The sequence below is a fragment of the Mycolicibacterium septicum DSM 44393 genome (assembly GCF_000455325.1).
GTDB classification, from domain to species: Bacteria; Actinomycetota; Actinomycetes; order Mycobacteriales; family Mycobacteriaceae; genus Mycobacterium; species Mycobacterium septicum.
The window spans coordinates 193411-210058 of the sequence record NZ_HG322951.1 but is presented as its reverse complement, the minus strand read 5'-3'; the positions used below and the strand labels follow the sequence as shown (position 1 = coordinate 210058).

Sequence of the window (16648 nt, the reverse complement as noted above, 5' to 3'; positions counted from 1 at the left end):
ACCAGCAGTGCTAGTTCCCGAGATCCCCGGCGTGCCCGGAGTTTTGACGCCAGACGACTGCCTGCAGACGGCGCGTTCGATTGCCGCCACCCAGGAATCGTCGGGAGCCCTGCCGTGGTTCGACGGTGGTCACACCGACCCGTGGGATCACGTGGAGAACGCCATGGCGCTGACCGTGGCGGGGTTGATCGAACCGGCCCGCGCGGCGTTCGACTGGTGCCGCTCGGTGCAGCGCGCCGACGGCTCCCTTCCGATCCAGCTGCGCAACGGCGTCATCGAAGATGCCAACAGTGACAGCAACTTCTGTGCCTACGTGGCCACCGGGGTCTGGCACCACGTGCTGATCACCGGGGATCGGGCCTTCGCCGAGCTGATGTGGCCGGTGGTGACCCGGGCGCTCGACTTCGTGCTGGGCCTGCAGGCCTCCGGCGGCGAGATCTACTGGGCGGCAAGCCCGTCCGGACCGGTTGAGGAGGCGCTGCTGACCGGCTGCGCCAGCGTGTACCACAGCATCAGGTGCGGGCTGGCGCTCGCCGATTACCTCGACGATCCCCAGCCGGAATGGGAAGTCGCCGTCGGCCGTCTCGGTCACGCCATCGCCGCTCATCCAGAGGCGTTCTCCGCCAAGGACACCCATGCGATGGAGTGGTACTACCCGGTGCTAGGCGGCGCCCTGCGCGGGGCGGCGGCCCGAGTGCGGATCGACGACCGGTGGAACGACTTCGTGGTGCCCGGACTCGGCATCCGGTGCGTCGACCACAGGCCCTGGGTCACCGGCGCGGAGACCTGCGAGCTGGTGATGGCCCTGGATGCGATCGGTGACACCCGACGGGCCCACGAGCAGTTCGCTGCCATGCAGCACCTGCGCGAGGACGACGGATCCTATTGGACCGGACTGGTTTTCGCCGACGGCAAGCGCTGGCCCGAGGAGCGCACCACCTGGACCGGCGCCGCCATGGTCCTGGCCGCCGACGCGCTGTCGCAGACCACCGCGGCCAGCGGCATCTTCCGCGGCGAAGGATTGCCGCGCGGCCTGGAGGGCGAGTACGACTGCGAGTGTGTGGCGGGCAGGAAAGCCGGCGAGCGCTAGCTCTGGAGTCAGCAGGCACGCGGAGTCGGAGGTGATGACTTGGTGGGCTTCCCTCCCTTACAGGGCTTGAGTGACCTATGGCAAAGATCTGCGGCGCGCGTGATCGGTATGAGTCACTCGGACCGCTATCGTGACGGTCGAGGCTAAGTAAAATGGGGAGGCTACCGTGGCACCGCGTGCGTTCATTAGTTTCGAAATGGAAGATCGCTGGGCGCGAGATTTTCTCGTACAGCACGCGAAGGATCGACGAAATGACATTGAGTTTGTCGATTACTCGGTGCAGAATCCCTGGGATAGCTCATGGAAAACGCAATGCAAAGAGAGAATCGCTCGGACGAAGGGCACAATTGTATTAGTTGGCCCTACGACGTATGCGTCCGAAGCAGTGCTGTGGGAGATCCAGGAAACTATCCGGCAAGGGCATTACATATTTGGCGTTCAGATCAATGCCGACAAGACGCACGTCATACCGCAGGGGCTTAGTGCTCAGAATGTCATCCGTTGGAATTTTGATCAGATCGTTAAGTGGCTGGCTACGTGGACATGAACTACCTCGATGTGGTCGGTAAGCGCATACGAGATCGAGTTCCCCGGTCGGAAATCCCAAATGAACGTGACACCGACCTTCTGTTTCGTATCTATGCTGTGCTGCTGCTGGCCAAGGGGCTGCAAGTAACGACGGAGGATGTACACAACGCCTGGGTCGCTTGGATGTCCGAAATAGACCCGACGCATGCATCATTAATTCCTTTTGGCGATCTCGATGCCAGCACTGCCGCTGATGATGAGCCGTATGTGGTAGCGATTAAGTCGGTCGTTGCAGACGAAGAGACGCACAAATGACCGATGAACCAGATCCCATAGACGCGACACTTTTTCCGAACGGGGTTCCAACCTCGAAAGAAGACATTGAGCGCACCGTTGAACTTTACAAATTGATGGTATCAAGTTCTGAATCACTCGTTGCGAGAAGGCAGGGCGTTAACACATTTTTTCTTACCGCCCACGGGGCGATATTAACTGCCGCGGGCTTGTTGCTAGGCAATGGAGCTTCCCAGACTCTGAGGAATTGGGGCCTGCTTGTGTTAGCGATGACGGGCATAGTGCTGGCCATTGCGTGGCGGAGCCTGATCAGATCCGCTGGACAACTTAATACCGGAAAATTTGTCGTGATTAATCGAATCGAAAAGCTATTGCCAGCCTCTGTGTATTTCGCGGAGTGGAAAGCGCTGGATGAGGGCAAAAACCCGAGGAAGTATCAGAGCTTCACGTCTCGCGAAACTTGGGTGCCCACAACATTTCAGACTATCTATATAGTTGGAGCGCTGGCGGATGCCATTTTCCTGTCGCATGAATTCATCGCGAAAGCCGCGCAATCGCTGCTGTGCTACCTGTAGTCGCGCACTCGGCGCCGAGTTGCACGGGTGAGATGGCCGCGCGACATCCCAGCCCCGGCGACCTCTAGTCCAGTTGCCCCGGCTCGCCGGAGGTCCGCTCCAGCACCCGCATCGAACCCATCACGGCCACTTCGTTGAACGCGCCGGTTGCCAGTGCGCGCTGGTAGATGTGGAACGGCGCCTGGCCGCCGTCGTTGGGATCGGGGAACACGTCGTGGATGATCAGCGCGCCGCCCACCTCGACCCAGCGGGCCCAGCCGTCGAAGTCCCGCCGTGCGGCCTCCTCGGTGTGGCCACCGTCGATGAACAGCAGCCGTAACGGAGTCCGCCATCCGCGGGCCACCACGGGTGAGCGGCCGACCACGGCCACCACGTGCTCGTCCAGGCCTGCGGCGTCCAGGGTGTGGCGCATCGTGGGCAAGGTGTCGAACAGTCCGGTGACCGGATCGACCATGGTGGTGTCGTGGTACTCCCAGCCGGCCTGATGCTCTTCCGAGCCGTGGTGGTGGTCGACGGTGTACAGCACTGAGTCCGATTCCTGCGCGGCCGCGCCCAGCATCACCGTCGACTTGCCGCAGTAGGTGCCGATCTCGACCCCGACCCCGCCGCGCAGGTAGCGCAGGCCGGCGTCGTAGAGCGCGCGGCCCTCATCGGCGGGCATGAAGCCGGTGACCTGCTCGGCGAGGGTGAACAGGCGCTCGGCGCGGGGCGGCAGGGCGGTGTCAGCGGTGCTCATGAATGCACAACCTACCGTTGCTGGCCATTGGTTGTTGTAGTAGCGTCCGGACACGTGTCTGATGCGGCCCTGGAGTCGACGCGCCGCCGTCTGAGTGCCCGGCAGGCCGACACCGTGGAACGTCTCGGTAGGGCCGCGGTGGAGCTGATCATCAGGGACGGCTTCGCCGGGCTGACCGTGCGCCGCGTGGCCGCCGAGGCCGGGGTCGGGGCAGCGACCGCCTATACCTACTTCTCGTCGAAGGAACACCTCGTGGCCGAGGTGTTCTGGCGCAGACTGTCTGCGGCTCCGCTGGCCGCACACGAGTCGGCCGACCCGGCCACCCGGGTGGTCGAGGTGCTGCAGCACATCGCGTCGCTGGTGGCCGACGAACCCGAGTTCGCAGGCGCGGTGACCAACGCCCTGCTGGGCAAGGATCCCGATGTGGACGCGCTGCGGCAGCGCATCGGCGCCGACATCCGGGGCAGGCTGGTCGCCGCGCTCGGGCCGGATGTGGACATGGACGTGATCGAAGCGCTGGAGTTGCTCTATACCGGCACCCTGGTGTGGGCCGGGATGGGATACGAGACCTACGCCGGCGTCTCGCGTCGGCTGGAGAAGTCAGCGCGGTTGTTGCTCAGTTAGAGCGGGTGATGGCTGATCACTGCGCATCGTGGAATACCAGTAGGTGAGCGCAGCCGCGGTGAACTCGACGGCGGTTGACACCACGAAAATCCAGTGCGGCATACCCGTATCGACCATCGAGATCACTCGTGCAACCGCGAGAAGCGCCATGGTCGCCGCGAGGAAGCGCAACAGGGCCGACGGAATCGGCCACTGACGTGTCGCCCAGACGTAGCTACAGCCGAACGCGATCAAAAGTGCCCCACCCGCCCGGGTTTCGGTATCCAGACTCGGATTGACCTCGTTTCCTCCGGGGATCGTGTCGATGGGGAAAAGAACGCGACCCGCGCCCAAGGCAATCAGCGCGATTCCTGTGACGGCACCGAGGATTCTGAGGATCTTGATGATCACGGTGACCCGCTCAAACCGTCAGGATGGTCTTGAGAGCATCGCCGTAGCAGTGTTCGCGCAGGGCGGCGGGGGCGTCGTCGAACGAGGCGATGTTTGTCGTCACCAGTTCGGGCTGAAGTTCGCCGGTGGCAATCATTCCGAGGACGTCGGGCATCACGGAGCGCACGTGGGCGCGGCCTACGTGCAGCGTGACATTGCGTACGTAGCAGGCCGCCAGCGGCACGCTGGCCTTGCGGTGTAGTGACCACACACAGGTGCAGATGCCGTCGGGAGCGGTATGCCGCAGAACGTGGCGTAGTCCTCCGGGAGTACCGGTGGCATCCACAGTCAGCGCTGCCGTTGGCCATGTCCGCGGCCGGTGCGGGTCCCAGGCTTGAAAGCCCAACTCCTCGGCGCGTTCACGCAGTACAGGCCACGTGTCCACAACGCCGATGCGCCGAGCTCCCAATGCTCGGGCGATCAATGCGGTGAAGAGCACAGCGCTCGACGTGAACGGGTGGTTGCGTTCCAAACGGCCCACGATCAACACCTCGGCGTCGGGGTCGGCGGCCAGCAGGCCGGGAAGGTGGGGCGCCACCTGCCGGTAGGCGTCGCTGATGTTGTCTGCAACACCTGCCGCGGCAGCCGCATCGACACCGCTGGGGAGTCTCACCAGCATGGCGTCGGCGAACGGCACCGCCATCAGGTCAGCGAGGGCGCCACCCCATAACCCGCCCGAAATTCCGAACCCATACATGGATGTCGGCGGTACCGCCATGCAGCTCGCGGTGTGGCCGCACCGGCATGAACTGCAGGCCCCGCAGCTGATCTGGAAGGGAACCACGACTCGATCGCCGACCCTAACGGTACTCACCAGCTCGCCCACCTCGACGACTTCGGCGGCGCATTCGTGCCCGAGGTGCAGGGGTAGGGGAAAAATGGTGCGGCCCAATATCATCGCTCGATCGACGTCACATGTGGCGACGGCGAGCGGACGTACCAGCGCGCCGTGAGGGCCTGGGAGGACGGGACTCCGCACCGCACGCCACCGAAACTCCCCGCCGGCAGACACCACCAGGCTCCGCATCCGTTCGTGGTTGCGGTTGCGTGGCCCGCGTGCCAGCCGAGTGATGCGCTCGACCCGCATCGGCAGGTCACGGGCCAGCGGCAGCTTTGCGGCGGCCAACGCGTCAGGCGTCAACAACCTCGCATAGTGGCCAACCCGACTACGCGGCCGGATCCGATGGGTGTTCAGCACGACCTTCTCGGCAACCATTACCCACCTTTCGGGAACGACTTCGTTCCAGTTTCATATCAGGAACCGTGATGTGTCAATATCGAAGTGTGCAGCCAGGGACGCGGGCTTATCGGGGAGTAGCGCCACTCGAGCGGGTCGAGCAGCGGCGTGTGCAAATCGTCGACGCGGCTGTCGACGTGTTCGGAACCGTGGGATACGGCGCCGCCACCGTCGACCACATCTGCGCGCGAGCGGGATTGTCCAAGCGGTACTTCTACGAATCCTTCACCGACCGAGAGGCTCTACTGCTCGCCTGCTACGAGCGCTGCGCCGACGAGATTCACGGCGCGATGGTGAGCGCCGTGGTCGAGGCGGACGACACTGTCGACGCCCAGTTGCGCGCCGCTCTCACAGGCTATTTCGGTGCGATCGACGCCGATCAGCGGAGAGCGCGGATCACCCTGCTCGAGATTTTGGGGGTCAGTCCCACCGTCGATGCCGCTTACGCGGCCCAAACCGAGCGGTTTGCCAGTTCCGTCGAAGTCTTGGCTGACAGTTCCTTCAAGGCCAGTGCGCTCGCAAAGCCCCAATTGCACATCATCGCGCAAGGCCTCATCGGGGCGATCACCACGATTGCGACGCAGTGGCTACTGGATCACCGCCGCCGCCCGCGCGCACAGCTGATCGACGCCGCCCACGTGCTTGTCCTGGCTGTTCTGGATCGGCTGTCCAGCACCCCAAAGTGATACGACGCAGTTCTTATTTTGAGGCGGGTGCGGGGCCCAGGATCGCCGTCGACGCGGCAACCGCGGGTCCGTAGATGTCGTGGATGTCGCCACCGTCCTCGACGATCAGCGCGGTCAGTTCGCGTAGCCCGCCCAGCAGGATGATGGCCATCGGCTCGGTGAGCCGGGGCAGGCCGGCACGCCCGAAGCCGGCGCTGCCGCTGAGTTCGATCAGCAGATCGGTGAGTTCGCGCAGGGCCGCACGCTGTAGCGGGCGGGCCCTGCTGCCCAGCGCGGGAAGTTCGCGGATCCAACTCAGGGTGATCGCCGGGGCGGCGGCGATGTGGTCGACGTAGGCGCCGACCGCCTGCCCGATCTGATCCGTCCAGGCGGCCTCGGGGTCGACGGCGGCTGAGATGCCGTCGACGAGTGCGGCGTTGTTGGCGCGCAGGAGTTCGAGGAAGCCGTCCTCTTTGGTGCCGAACTGGTCGTAGAACGTGCGCTTGGAGGTGCGGGCGTGGCGGACGATGTCGGCCACCGTGGTCTCGCGATAGCCCTTGTCGTTGATCGCCGCTGCGAGCCCGTCGAGCAACCGCAGCCGGTAGGTATCAGCCGGAGATTCGGCATGGCTGACTGCGGTCATGGTGGCTGACCCCCTTGCGCTGCCTGGTACCTGGGAGTACCGTACCTCATAACGATTGGTACTGGGCGGTACCAGGACTGGCGGGAGATGGTATGACCGAGCTTGCAGCTGCTGAGAAGACCACCGAGAACCCCATTGAGAGCACAGCACCGGGCCGGATACCGCCGCCCGCGCGGGTTCCGAAGCCGCTGCAGGCCATCGGCTTCGCCGTCGCCAGGCGCTGGGTGGTCAAGCAGATCGCGCGCCGTCAGGGCGACGTGTTCAGCCTCAAGCTCCCGATCTTCGGCCCCACCGTGATGATCGCCGACGCCCAGCTGGCCAAGCAGCTCTTCACGGCCAACACCGAAGACGTCGGCAATATCCAGCCCAACCTGAGCCGCATCCTGGGATCCGGATCGGTGTTCGCCCTCGACGGCACCGATCACCGTCGCCGTCGCAAGCTGCTCACCCCGCCGTTCCACGGCAAGAGCATCAAGAACTACGAGCAGATCTTCGAAGAGGAGACCCTGCGGGAAACGGCGAACTGGCCACAGGGGCAGGAGTTCGAGACGCTCGAGCCGATGATGCGGATCACCCTCAACGCGATCCTGCGTGCGGTGTTCGGCGCCGACGGTGAACAGCTCGACGAGCTGCGCCGCATCATCCCGCCCTGGGTCACCCTGGGTTCCAGGCTCGTGGTGGTGCCGACCCCGACCCGGACGTTCGGCCGGTTCAGCCCGTGGGGCCGGCTCGCCTCGTACCGCCGTCGCTACGACGCCGTCATCGACCGGCTGATCGACCGTGTCGAAGCCGACCCCGACTTCGACAAGCGCGACGACATCCTGGCGCTGCTGTTGCGCAGCACGTACGAGGACGGATCGGCCATGTCCCGCAAGGACATCGGCGACGAGCTGCTGACCCTGCTGGCGGCCGGGCACGAGACCACGGCATCGACCCTGGGCTGGGCCTTCGAGCGGATCAGCCGTCACCCGCAGGTGCTGTCCGGACTGGTGGCCGAGGCCGCCACCGACGGCAACGAATACCGTCAGGCCACCATCCTGGAGGTGCAGCGCAACCGCACCGTCATCGACTTCGCCGGCCGTCACGTCTACGCACCGTCGATCCGGCTGGGCGAGTGGGAGATTCCGCGTGGGCACTCGATCATCGTGGCCATCTCCCAGATCCAGGAAGCCGAAAAGGAGTTCGCCGATCCGGACCGGTTCGACCCGCAGCGATTCGTCGGCAGCCGGCCCGGGCTGGGCTGGCTCCCGTACGGCGGCGGCACCCGGCGCTGCGTCGGGGCGGTGTTCGCCAACGTAGAGATGGATGTGGTCCTGCGAACGGTGCTGCGCCACTTCGTCATCGAGACCACCACCGCACCGGGAGAGAAGGTGCACTCCCGCGGCGTGGCCTACACCCCCGCGGCGGGCGGGCGCATCGTCGTACGTCGCCGCGCCACGCCGCTGGGGGCCTGACCCGCTCTACTGGCTCGCGGTCTGCCGCTTGGGCAGCTTCCATCCCGCGCGCGGGAAGTGGCAGGTGTAGCCGTTCGGGTAATGCACCAGGTAGTCCTGGTGCTCGGGTTCGGCGTCCCAGAAGTCACTCGCCGGGGTCACCTCGGTGACCACCTTGCCCGGCCACAGTCCCGACGCGTCCACATCGGCGATGGTGTCCAGCGCGACGCGCTTCTGCTCGTCATCGAGGTAGAAGATCGCCGACCGGTAGCTGCTGCCGACGTCGTTGCCCTGCCGGTCCTTGGTGGACGGATCGTGGATCTGGAAGAAGAACTCCAATAGCGCCCGGAAATCGGTCTGAGTCGGGTCGTAGACGATCTCGACGGCCTCCGCGTGGCCCGGATGATTGCGGTACGTCGGATGGTCGTTGCGGCCGCCCGTGTAGCCGACCCGGGTGGAGACCACGCCGGGCTGCTTGCGGATGAGATCCTGCATGCCCCAGAAGCAGCCGCCCGCGAGGATCGCTGTCGAATAGTTGCCCATGTGCCCCATTGTGCTCCGTGATTACCGTGGTGGTCATGCGTGTAGTTGCAACCTCGGCCGTCGCCGGTTTACTCCTGCTGGCCGGATGCCCCACCGCGGCGGCAGAACCGAACCCGGTCGCGGTGCCCGAGGTGGCGCCTGATCCCGGCCGGACGCTGTTCACCGACAACCCGGCGATCGTCGACCCCCACATGACCACGATCGAATCCTTCAGCCGCGACGGGGACGGCCTGCGGGTCAACTTCACCGCGGGTACCCCGGATTGCTTCGGCGTGCACCTGGTCACGCAGGAGACCGCCGACGCGGTCACGATCGAGCTTCGCGGTGGAACACCGCCCGAGTCCGTCGGCCGCATGTGTATCGCGCTCGCGGTACACGGCGCCGCGGAGGTGACGCTGCAGGCCCCGCTGGGTTCCCGGCAAGTGCTCACGGTGCAGTGACAGGCCTCGACAAAGGCCGGTAGAACGTGTTCTAGTTTTGGGGTGACGAGCAGCCCCTTCAGCCGCGAGGAACTCGCCGCTGCCTTCGAAACGTTCGAGCAGACCGTCGACCGGGCCGCGCAGACCAAGAACTGGGATGTGTGGGCCGACCACTACACCGTCGACGTCGACTACATCGAGCACGCCGTGGGCACCATGAAGGGCCGCGAGCAGGTGCGGCCGTGGATCTGGAAGACCATGACCACCTTCCCTGGCAGTTACATGACGGCGTTCCCGTCGCTGTGGCACGTGATCGACGAACCCACCGGGCGGATCATCTGCGAGCTGGACAACCCCATGCGCGACCCCGGTGACGGCACCATCATCACCGCCACCAACATCTCGATCCTGACCTACGCCGGCGAGGGCCTGTGGTCACGGCAGGAAGACGTCTACAACCCCCTGCGATTCGTCTCCGCGGCGCGTAAATGGTGCCGCAAGGCCGCTGAACTCGGGACGCTGACCGAGGAAGCCGAGCAGTGGTGGAAGCAGTTCGGGGGCGGCAAGTGAGCGCCAAGCTGGTCATCGGGGCCAACGGATTTCTCGGCTCTCATGTGTTGCGGCAACTTGTCGCCGCCGATGACGGGTCGGAGATCCGGGCCATGGTGCGGCCGAACGCCAACACCATCGGCATCGACGATCTCGACGTCGAACGGGTACTCGGGGATGTCTTCGACACCGAGGCCCTGCGCGAGGCGATGACCGGCTGCGACGTCGTCTACCACTGCGTCGTCGATGCCCGTGGCTGGTTGCGCGACCCCGCGCCGCTGTTCCGTACCAACGTCGAGGGCACCCGCAACGTGCTCGACTCGGCCGCCGGGTTCCCCGAATTGCGAAAGTTCGTCTACACCAGCAGCTACGTCACCGTCGGCCGCAAGCGCGGAAAGCGCTCGACCGAAGCCGACGTCGTCGACGTCTCGAAGGTGACGCCCTACGTACGGTCGCGGGTAGAGGCCGAAGACCTGGTGCTGCGGTACGCGCGTGAGCGTGGTGTGCCCGCCGTCGCGATGTGCGTGTCGACCACCTACGGCAGCGGCGACTGGGGGCGGACCCCGCACGGTGCGATCATCGCCGGTGCCGCGTTCGGCAAGCTGCCGTTCGTCATGAGCGGGATCGACCTGGAAGCCGTCGGAATCGACGATGCGGCCAAGGCCATGCTCCTGGCCGCTGACCGGGGCACTCCGGGTGAGCGCTATCTGATCTCGGAGAAGATGATCAGCAATGCCGAGGTGGCGCGCCTGGCCGCCGAGGCCGCCGGCGTCGCGCCTGTCGAGCGGTCGATTCCGCTGCTGGTGTCCTATGCGCTGGCCGCGGCGGGCACCATCAAGGGCAAGCTGCGTGGCACAGATGAGCGTTTGTCACTGGAATCCCTGCGGCTGATGCGGGCCGAAGCCGAGCTCGATCACTCCAAGGCTGTGCGTGAACTCGGTTGGCAGCCAAGGCCTGTCGAGGAATCGATCGCAGAAGCGGCGAAGTTCTGGGTCGGCCTGCGCGCCGCCAAACGCGCGCAGAAGAGCAGCTGAACACCACGCCGACGGGTGTTAAGCCACTGGGCGGCAAGCGTATTGCGGCCTAACCTGGCGATATGACCGACAAGCTTAAAGTCGACCTGTCCGGGGCTCCGCAGACCATGTTGGCGACGTTCTACGCCAAGGCGCTCGACGCCGGGATGCCCAACCCGATCCTCGGTGACCAGATGGCGAAAGAGATCGCCGACCGCATCGACTATGACTGGAGCCGTACTTCGATCACCGAGGCGACGTCACCGTCGGTGACCACCCGCAGCGCACACTTCGACCGGTGGACCCGCCAGTTCCTCGCCGTGCACCCCGACGCCGTCGTGCTGCATCTGGGCTGCGGATTGGATGGTCGCTTCTTCCGGCTGCGGCCGGGACCCGGTGTCGAGTGGTACGACATCGACTATCCCGACGTCGCGCACCTGCGCGAGCAGCTCTACCCGTCGGCCGAGCACTACCACGTGGTGGCCGCCTCGGTGACCGACCCGGCCTGGCTGCGTGACGTTCCCGCCGACCGGCCGACCCTGATGATCGGCGAAGGCCTCACCATGTACCTCACCGAACACGACGGCGTCGCGCTGCTGCGCCGCATCGTCGACGGATTTCCTTCCGGGGAGCTGCAATTCGATGCGTTCAACACCCTCGGTATCAAATCGCAGTGGAGCAACACCGTGGTGCGCCGGTCCGGCGCCAAACTTCACTGGGCCATCAACAAGCCCGAGGACATCCTGCGTGCGGTACCGGGCACCAGGCTGTTGGCGTGGACATCGCCCTTCGATGACAAGGTGTTCAATACGCTGCCCTGGTACTACCGGATGATGCTGGCCGTCATGAAACCTGTACCCGTGCTGCGATACATGGCGCAGTATCACCGCTACGCGTTCTGAGTGTCAGGGGACCAGCACCGACGAGCCGACGCTGCTGCCCGACTCAAGCTCGCGATGCGCGTGTGCGGCTTCGCTGAGGGGGTAGCGCTGGTTGATGGGGACCGTGATGCGGCCACTGGCGACATGTCCGAAGAACTCGCCGGCCAGCTCGGCGCGGTCGGCCGGGTCGGCGATGTAGTCGGCCAGGGCCGGCCTGGTCACGAACAGTGATCCTTTGGCGGCCAACTGCATTGCGTCAATCGGAGGGATCGGACCCGACGCGGTGCCAAAGCACACCAGCAGGCCGCGCCGGGCGAGGCAATCCAGTGAGCGGTGGAACGTGGCAGCTCCGACGCTGTCGTAGACGACGGGCACGCCTCGTCCGTCGGTCAGTTCGCGCACCCGATTGACGAGGTTCTCCCGGGTGTGCACGACCACCTCGTCGCATCCGTGCGCTCTCGCCACGGATGCCTTCTCCTCCGAAGACGCACTGCCAATCACCTTGATGCCCAACAGATGTGCCCACTGGCAGAACAACAGACCGACACCGCCGGCCGCGGCATGGAGCAATACGGTGTCGCCGGAGCGAAGCGGATAGATGCGTCGCAGGAGGTACGCGGCGGTCAATCCGCGCATCGTCGATGCCGCGGCGGTGTCGAAATCAATCTCGTCGGGTAGGGCGATCAGATGCTCGGCGGGCATCACGCGTTCGGTGCTGTAGGCGCCCAACGGGCTTCCGGTGTAGGTGACCCGGTCGCCGGGAGCGAAATCTCGCACATCTGCGCCGACGGCCTCCACAACACCCGCTGCCTCGACACCGATGCCTGAGGGGAGTGGCGCCGGGTACAAACCGGTCCGGAAATAGATATCCGCGAAGTTGAGCCCGACCGTCACGTGACGTATCTTCACCTGGCCGGTGCCGGGGTCTCCAGCGGTGACCTTTTCCCAGTGCAAAACCTCTGGGCCGCCCGTCTTCGCGAACCGCACGCCGTACGCCACCTGCTGGAACCCTTCTGCCGCCGGCTTTGACGATAGACGGGGTCAGGGTGGTAATACTTATCTCCAAGGGACATCTTTCTGATCATTTGGAGTCATCGGCATGGAGAACCGTGAGCTGCAGACCCGGTACGCCGCGCTCACCGGGTTCCTGGATGTGGCCGGCGAGATCGGGGTGGATGCCGGAGAGTTGTTCGCCCGGGCCGGGCTCGACCTGGTCGGACTGACTCAGCCGGACCGATGGGAGTCCGCGGAGGCCGTCGCCGGTCTGCTCGAGGACGCCGCGGCGTGTTCCGGGTGCGACGATGTGGGATTACGCCTGGCAGAGAACCGGCACCTGACCAACCTCGGTCCGATGAGCCTGGTGATCAGGGACGAACCGCGCCTCGGCGACGCGGTGCAGACCTTGATCCGCTACAGCCACATGCTCAACGAAGCGCTCCGAGTCCGAGTTGTCGAAGCCGGCGAGATCGCGACCGTCCGGTTGGAGCTGAACGTCGGAGGCTCAAGGCCGCCAAGGCAATCCATCGAACTGGCCGTCGCAACGTTGGTCGCGATATTGACCGAGCTGGCCGGCGCGAGCTGGCACCCGCTGGCCACGTGCTTCAGTCATCCGCAGCCATCCAACATCGACCGGCATCGCCGACTACTCGGCCAGAATCTGAGTTTCGACGGCGATTTCAACGGCATTGTTCTGCGCTCGACCGACCTCGATATCGGCAACGCCCTGGCCGACCCCTCGTTTCTGTCCTACTCGCAACAACTCCTCAAGCCTCGGTCCGACCCCGCGGACGCCGTCATCGTCGCTCGCTCAAGAGAAGTCATCGAACTGCTGCTGCCCGCGGGACGGTGCTCCGTCGACCACGTCGCACGGAGCCTCGGCACCAACCGCCGAACTCTCCACCGGCAACTCCAAAGCGCCGGAACGACATTCACAGAGCTGCTCGACACCACCCGCGTCGACCTGGTCGAACATCTCCTCACCAATCACAACAACTCGCTCACCGACATCTCGGTCATGCTGATGTTCTCGACGCCGGGGAACTTCACCCGCTGGTTCCGGCAGCGCTTCGGCGTCGCTCCGCGCACCTGGCGGCAACAGGAGACCGCCCCGAAATGACGCGATGTACGGTCGCGAAGTTTGCTGGCGACTGCGGCTCGGCCTGAACGGCGGCCTGCCGGCCGGTTTCTGGAGTCGAGCGGCGCCGCGCCTGATCGGGCGTCATCACCCGATCTCAATTCTTCCCGTCATTTTCGGCGCTCTGACCAGCGAAAATAGACAATGACGCCGACCGGATTTTCGGAAGAGAGTGTTACCGATCGGTAACTAGCGAGTATGTTGTCCCGGTCACATCCCCTCTCGGCCGGCAAGGAGCCGCTCAATGTACGTAGCTGATCGACGCATCGGTTCATCTCAACGCAACTCGAAGGGCATCGCCCTGGTCGGCGCAACTGCCATCGCAGCGGCGTCCATCGGGTTGATGCCGCAGGTGACCCAGCTCCCGGATCCGGTCAAGGTGAGCACCGCAGCCACACAGCTTGTGGCGCAGGTGAATCCGATTGAGACCCTGATGGAGGCGTTGCAAGCGACCGCTGCCAACGTGCAGACGGTCGCCAACAACTGGCAGGCCAGGCCGGCCCCGCTCATGCAGCAGGTTGCCGCCAACTGGCTGAACTACGCCCAGATCGTCACCAAGTCGCTGACTTCCGAGATCACGACCATCGACCGAATCGGGGGGCAGCTGACCGACCCCGCGTTCATTCAGGCGTTCATCAGCAACATTCAGCAGGGCAACATCCAGGCGGCGTGGAACTCCATTCACAGCAAGCTGGTTGCCGCCGGATTCCTGTTGATCGCACCGCTGACGAACATGGCCAACATTCCGGCCTACATGCTGACAAACATGGCCGCGGCAGTGAAAGTGCTGGCCGGCAGTGGCTTGAGCGCGATCGGCACGGCGGCTCTGTCCGCATTCCTCGGCACCGGCGCGGCATTTGCCGAAGGACTGCAGGGTGCGGTCGACGCGGCCAAGGAGGGCGATGCACTGGGTGCGCTGGAGAATGTGGCAAACATTCCTGGCTTGCTGGTGGATGACGTGCTCAACAATCCGACCGGGGGGCTGCTGAGCCCGACCGGACTTCTCGGCCAGCTGACCACGCGCATTCCTCAGCTCATCGCGGCGGGCATCGTCGCACCCGGCGCGCAGAACATTTTCAAGGGCGGAACCCTGGACGCCGGGTTCGCTTCCCTGTCGGACAGCGTCGACAAGCTGGTCGCTGCGATCGGCGCCGGGTTGGGCATTCCTGCCGGCGCAGCGACCACGGTGAACACCGTGTCGGCCCCCAAGGCGCTTTCCGCCAAAGTCCCCGTGACCAAGACGACGTCGGATCCGGCGTCGGTGCCCTCGCTGACCACCTCGGCGACCAACGCGGTGACGCTCACGGTCGGCGCCGACACCAACACCGACACCGACACCGACACCGCGCCGCGTGTTGCCACGGTCAAAGCCCCTGCCGCAGAGGTTGATTCGCCGGTAGTTTCCCCGGTCCGGTCGGCGGTCAAGACGCGCGCGAGCGCGCCGCAGCCCGGCAAGGTGGCGGCCAAGTTGAGAGCCAAGGTGGCGGCGAAGGTCAGTGAGCGGGCCGGCTCGTCGGCCCCGGATGCGTCGAACAAGAAGCCGGGCGGTACGCGGAAGGCCTCCGCGTCGCACGACGGCTGACGGTACTGAAAAACGAAGAGGGGCAGCCCGTTCCGGGCTGCCCCTCTTTTTCTGTCCGTGTCAGCGGCCGCTGTGGCGAACGGTGTTGTCCACCTTGGGAACCATCGGCTTGGGGTGCAGCTGATCGAGCCAGTTCAGGTGGTCCACACCTGCCGAGATGGTGACGGTGCTGGGAGGTGCGACGTGAGCGGGCTCGGCGGCCAGAGCCGGTGCGGCCAGCCCCAGGACGGCTGCACTCAGTCCGCTGGCGGCGATGACGGCGAATCCGAACTTCTTCATTTCCCTGCTTCTCTCTGTCTGGACCGGCGGCCGTTTCTGGTGCTCTTCGTGCCGGTTATGACTGTGTAAACCGAGAGCTCAGAGCATCAATTTCCGATGGCAGAAATTGATCGCCTCATGGCAGAAAGAAGCATGTTCAAGCGGTTTCGTGCGGCACCCGCATGCCGAGAACGGGTTGGCGGGGACCGCCCAGGTTGAACTCGGAACACCAGGGTGAGTGGCCGTGCCGGTCCTGCCAGACGACCTGTAGCGCGCGGATGTCGTAGCCGCACAACTCCACTGCGAAGCAGAGATGGGCGGTGGGCTCGCTGACTTCGACGAATTCGGCGAACCAGTCATCGGGCAGCGTGATCGTGTCGCCGGGGGCGGGTTCGGTCTCGTTCACCATGTATTCCGCCACTGCGTTCAGCAGCTTCCACGTCATCAGGGGCTCCAGTCCGGTGATCAGCAGCTCCGGTAGCCCGGCCTCGCTGAGCCCGATGGTGTAGCCGAACGGCCTGCGGTCGTGCTCGACGTATTGCACGGCCCAGCCCCGCTTGAAGGTCTTCTCCCGCAGGCACTCTAGATAGTCCTGTCTGGTTGCCTCGGGGTGATCACAGATCCAGCACATCAGGTTCCCCTTTCGTTGGTGCTTGGCCGTCACGTTCCTCCCGGGGTACGACATGTCCGGCGGGGCTCAGAGGTTGTCGGTGGGCTCGATTATGCTCGAACGTATGTTCGATACCGATTCTGATGTGGTGCTGATCGACAGGATCAGTGCCACGGCGCGGGAGGAGTCGGTGGCGATCGCGGCTCGGTTGGCGGCGATCGGGGCGTTGGACTCCCTGCGCGAACAGGAGCTGATCGAATCGATTTTCTGGCGTACTGATCCGTTCGAGGAGGTGGCGGCCGAAGTGTCTGCGGCGTTGCGGATCAGCCAGGGCCGCGCGAGCACGCAGGTTCACCGTGCCCGGGTGTTGCGCGACAAGTTGCCGTTGGTGGCGGCGCGGTTCGC

The 16648-nt window shown here is 64.9% G+C and carries 22 protein-coding genes; 14 read left to right on the top strand and 8 right to left on the bottom strand.

Annotated features, from left to right (window positions below; all coding sequences use genetic code 11):
* Positions 1-7: 7 nt before the first annotated feature.
* The 4 genes from TX88_RS01010 to TX88_RS34110 all read left to right on the top strand — a co-directional run bounded on the left by TX88_RS01010 (position 8) and on the right by TX88_RS34110 (position 2487).
* On the top strand, positions 8-1090 hold the full coding sequence (locus tag TX88_RS01010) for an MMP endo-(1,4)-3-O-methyl-alpha-D-mannosidase (protein WP_209446939.1): 1083 nt from the start codon (positions 8-10) through the stop codon (positions 1088-1090).
* A gap of 166 nt (positions 1091-1256) precedes the next feature.
* Positions 1257-1637 (top strand): TIR domain-containing protein, encoded by a 381-nt coding sequence (locus tag TX88_RS33030; RefSeq protein ID WP_084621749.1) that lies wholly within the window; start codon positions 1257-1259, stop codon positions 1635-1637.
* Positions 1616-1933: a DUF7701 domain-containing protein gene (locus TX88_RS33025; protein ID WP_209446938.1), complete on the top strand. Its 318-nt coding sequence runs from the start codon at positions 1616-1618 to the stop codon at positions 1931-1933. The genes TX88_RS33030 and TX88_RS33025 overlap by 22 nt, the downstream gene beginning before the upstream one ends.
* On the top strand, positions 1930-2487 hold the full coding sequence (locus TX88_RS34110) for a RipA family octameric membrane protein (RefSeq protein ID WP_044513978.1): 558 nt from the start codon (positions 1930-1932) through the stop codon (positions 2485-2487). The genes TX88_RS33025 and TX88_RS34110 overlap by 4 nt, the downstream gene beginning before the upstream one ends.
* Positions 2488-2551: 64 nt before the next feature.
* On the opposite strand, the gene TX88_RS00995 is transcribed toward TX88_RS34110, so the two are convergent.
* Positions 2552-3223, bottom strand: coding sequence for a class I SAM-dependent methyltransferase (locus TX88_RS00995; protein WP_044513976.1), 672 nt, complete (start codon positions 3221-3223; stop codon positions 2552-2554).
* A gap of 54 nt (positions 3224-3277) precedes the next feature.
* Between TX88_RS00995 and TX88_RS00990 the strand changes: the two genes are divergently transcribed.
* Positions 3278-3847 (top strand): TetR/AcrR family transcriptional regulator, encoded by a 570-nt coding sequence (locus TX88_RS00990; RefSeq protein ID WP_044513974.1) that lies wholly within the window; start codon positions 3278-3280, stop codon positions 3845-3847.
* On the opposite strand, the gene TX88_RS00985 is transcribed toward TX88_RS00990, so the two are convergent.
* Both TX88_RS00985 and TX88_RS00980 read right to left on the bottom strand, forming a co-directional pair.
* Positions 3824-4237: a DUF4345 domain-containing protein gene (locus TX88_RS00985; protein ID WP_044513973.1), complete on the bottom strand. Its 414-nt coding sequence runs from the start codon at positions 4235-4237 to the stop codon at positions 3824-3826. The two genes, TX88_RS00990 and TX88_RS00985, sit on opposite strands and share 24 nt — an antisense overlap.
* A 10-nt stretch (positions 4238-4247) precedes the next feature.
* Complete coding sequence (locus tag TX88_RS00980; protein ID WP_044518967.1) at positions 4248-5303, bottom strand: zinc-dependent alcohol dehydrogenase; 1056 nt, start codon at positions 5301-5303, stop codon at positions 4248-4250.
* A gap of 239 nt (positions 5304-5542) precedes the next feature.
* Between TX88_RS00980 and TX88_RS00975 the strand changes: the two genes are divergently transcribed.
* A complete protein-coding gene (locus TX88_RS00975; protein ID WP_044513971.1) occupies positions 5543-6199 on the top strand; it encodes a TetR/AcrR family transcriptional regulator in 657 nt (218 codons plus the stop codon).
* 13 nt (positions 6200-6212) lie between these two features.
* On the opposite strand, the gene TX88_RS00970 is transcribed toward TX88_RS00975, so the two are convergent.
* Positions 6213-6821, bottom strand: a complete 609-nt coding sequence (locus tag TX88_RS00970) for a TetR/AcrR family transcriptional regulator (RefSeq protein ID WP_044513969.1) — start codon at positions 6819-6821, stop codon at positions 6213-6215.
* Positions 6822-6898: 77 nt separating this feature from the next.
* Between TX88_RS00970 and TX88_RS00965 the strand changes: the two genes are divergently transcribed.
* Positions 6899-8275, top strand: coding sequence for a cytochrome P450 (locus tag TX88_RS00965; RefSeq protein WP_409365869.1), 1377 nt, complete (start codon positions 6899-6901; stop codon positions 8273-8275).
* 6 nt (positions 8276-8281) lie between these two features.
* On the opposite strand, the gene msrA is transcribed toward TX88_RS00965, so the two are convergent.
* Positions 8282-8797 carry a peptide-methionine (S)-S-oxide reductase MsrA gene (gene msrA, locus TX88_RS00960; protein ID WP_044513966.1) on the bottom strand — a complete coding sequence of 172 codons (516 nt, stop codon included), beginning with the start codon at positions 8795-8797 and terminating at the stop codon, positions 8282-8284.
* Positions 8798-8832: 35 nt separating this feature from the next.
* On the opposite strand from msrA, the gene TX88_RS00955 reads away from it, so the two are divergent.
* The 4 genes from TX88_RS00955 (at position 8833) to TX88_RS00940 (ending at position 11680) form a co-directional block, all read left to right on the top strand.
* Positions 8833-9237, top strand: coding sequence for a hypothetical protein (locus TX88_RS00955; RefSeq protein WP_044518966.1), 405 nt, complete (start codon positions 8833-8835; stop codon positions 9235-9237).
* Between the two features lie 42 nt (positions 9238-9279).
* Positions 9280-9786 carry a nuclear transport factor 2 family protein gene (locus TX88_RS00950; protein ID WP_044513965.1) on the top strand — a complete coding sequence of 169 codons (507 nt, stop codon included), beginning with the start codon at positions 9280-9282 and terminating at the stop codon, positions 9784-9786.
* The gene (locus TX88_RS00945) at positions 9783-10799 is read left to right on the top strand and encodes an NAD-dependent epimerase/dehydratase family protein (RefSeq protein ID WP_044513963.1); all 1017 of its coding nucleotides are present in this window, start codon (positions 9783-9785) and stop codon (positions 10797-10799) included. Before TX88_RS00950 ends, TX88_RS00945 begins: the two co-directional genes overlap by 4 nt.
* Positions 10800-10861: 62 nt before the next feature.
* Positions 10862-11680 (top strand): class I SAM-dependent methyltransferase, encoded by an 819-nt coding sequence (locus TX88_RS00940; RefSeq protein ID WP_044513961.1) that lies wholly within the window; start codon positions 10862-10864, stop codon positions 11678-11680.
* Between the two features lie 3 nt (positions 11681-11683).
* Here the strand turns inward: TX88_RS00940 and TX88_RS00935 are convergent, their stop codons facing one another.
* Positions 11684-12658, bottom strand: coding sequence for a quinone oxidoreductase family protein (locus TX88_RS00935; RefSeq protein WP_044513960.1), 975 nt, complete (start codon positions 12656-12658; stop codon positions 11684-11686).
* A gap of 100 nt (positions 12659-12758) precedes the next feature.
* Here TX88_RS00935 and TX88_RS00930 point away from each other — a divergent pair, with 100 nt between their 5' ends.
* Entirely contained in the window at positions 12759-13775 is a 1017-nt protein-coding gene (locus TX88_RS00930) for an AraC family transcriptional regulator (RefSeq protein ID WP_044513958.1), read from the top strand.
* Positions 13776-14037: 262 nt separating this feature from the next.
* Positions 14038-15375, top strand: coding sequence for a hypothetical protein (locus TX88_RS00925; RefSeq protein WP_044513957.1), 1338 nt, complete (start codon positions 14038-14040; stop codon positions 15373-15375).
* Between the two features lie 60 nt (positions 15376-15435).
* Here TX88_RS00925 and TX88_RS00920 read toward each other — a convergent pair whose 3' ends face one another.
* The gene (locus tag TX88_RS00920; protein ID WP_044513955.1) at positions 15436-15654 is read right to left on the bottom strand and encodes a hypothetical protein; all 219 of its coding nucleotides are present in this window, start codon (positions 15652-15654) and stop codon (positions 15436-15438) included.
* A gap of 136 nt (positions 15655-15790) precedes the next feature.
* Positions 15791-16264: a DUF4262 domain-containing protein gene (locus TX88_RS00915; protein WP_044518965.1), complete on the bottom strand. Its 474-nt coding sequence runs from the start codon at positions 16262-16264 to the stop codon at positions 15791-15793.
* A 22-nt stretch (positions 16265-16286) separates the two neighbouring features.
* Between TX88_RS00915 and TX88_RS00910 the strand changes: the two genes are divergently transcribed.
* Positions 16287-16648: DUF222 domain-containing protein (locus TX88_RS00910; protein ID WP_244438309.1), on the top strand; the 362-nt coding region annotated here is incomplete at its 3' end.

What these genes read in the sequence shown, in the direction of transcription:
- TX88_RS34110 (WP_044513978.1), top strand. Translation starts at nt 1,930, where the DNA reads ATGACCGATGAACCAGATCCCATAGACGCGACACTTTTTCCGAACGGG.
- TX88_RS00920 (WP_044513955.1), bottom strand. Translation starts at nt 15,654, where the DNA reads ATGAAGAAGTTCGGATTCGCCGTCATCGCCGCCAGCGGACTGAGTGCA.
- TX88_RS00955 (WP_044518966.1), top strand. Translation starts at nt 8,833, where the DNA reads ATGCGTGTAGTTGCAACCTCGGCCGTCGCCGGTTTACTCCTGCTGGCC.
- TX88_RS00980 (WP_044518967.1), bottom strand. Translation starts at nt 5,303, where the DNA reads ATGCGGAGCCTGGTGGTGTCTGCCGGCGGGGAGTTTCGGTGGCGTGCG.
- TX88_RS00930 (WP_044513958.1), top strand. Translation starts at nt 12,759, where the DNA reads ATGGAGAACCGTGAGCTGCAGACCCGGTACGCCGCGCTCACCGGGTTC.
- TX88_RS00940 (WP_044513961.1), top strand. Translation starts at nt 10,862, where the DNA reads ATGACCGACAAGCTTAAAGTCGACCTGTCCGGGGCTCCGCAGACCATG.
- TX88_RS00915 (WP_044518965.1), bottom strand. Translation starts at nt 16,264, where the DNA reads ATGTGCTGGATCTGTGATCACCCCGAGGCAACCAGACAGGACTATCTA.
- TX88_RS00925 (WP_044513957.1), top strand. Translation starts at nt 14,038, where the DNA reads ATGTACGTAGCTGATCGACGCATCGGTTCATCTCAACGCAACTCGAAG.
- TX88_RS00995 (WP_044513976.1), bottom strand. Translation starts at nt 3,223, where the DNA reads ATGAGCACCGCTGACACCGCCCTGCCGCCCCGCGCCGAGCGCCTGTTC.
- msrA (WP_044513966.1), bottom strand. Translation starts at nt 8,797, where the DNA reads ATGGGCAACTATTCGACAGCGATCCTCGCGGGCGGCTGCTTCTGGGGC.
- TX88_RS00975 (WP_044513971.1), top strand. Translation starts at nt 5,543, where the DNA reads ATGTGTCAATATCGAAGTGTGCAGCCAGGGACGCGGGCTTATCGGGGA.
- TX88_RS00970 (WP_044513969.1), bottom strand. Translation starts at nt 6,821, where the DNA reads ATGACCGCAGTCAGCCATGCCGAATCTCCGGCTGATACCTACCGGCTG.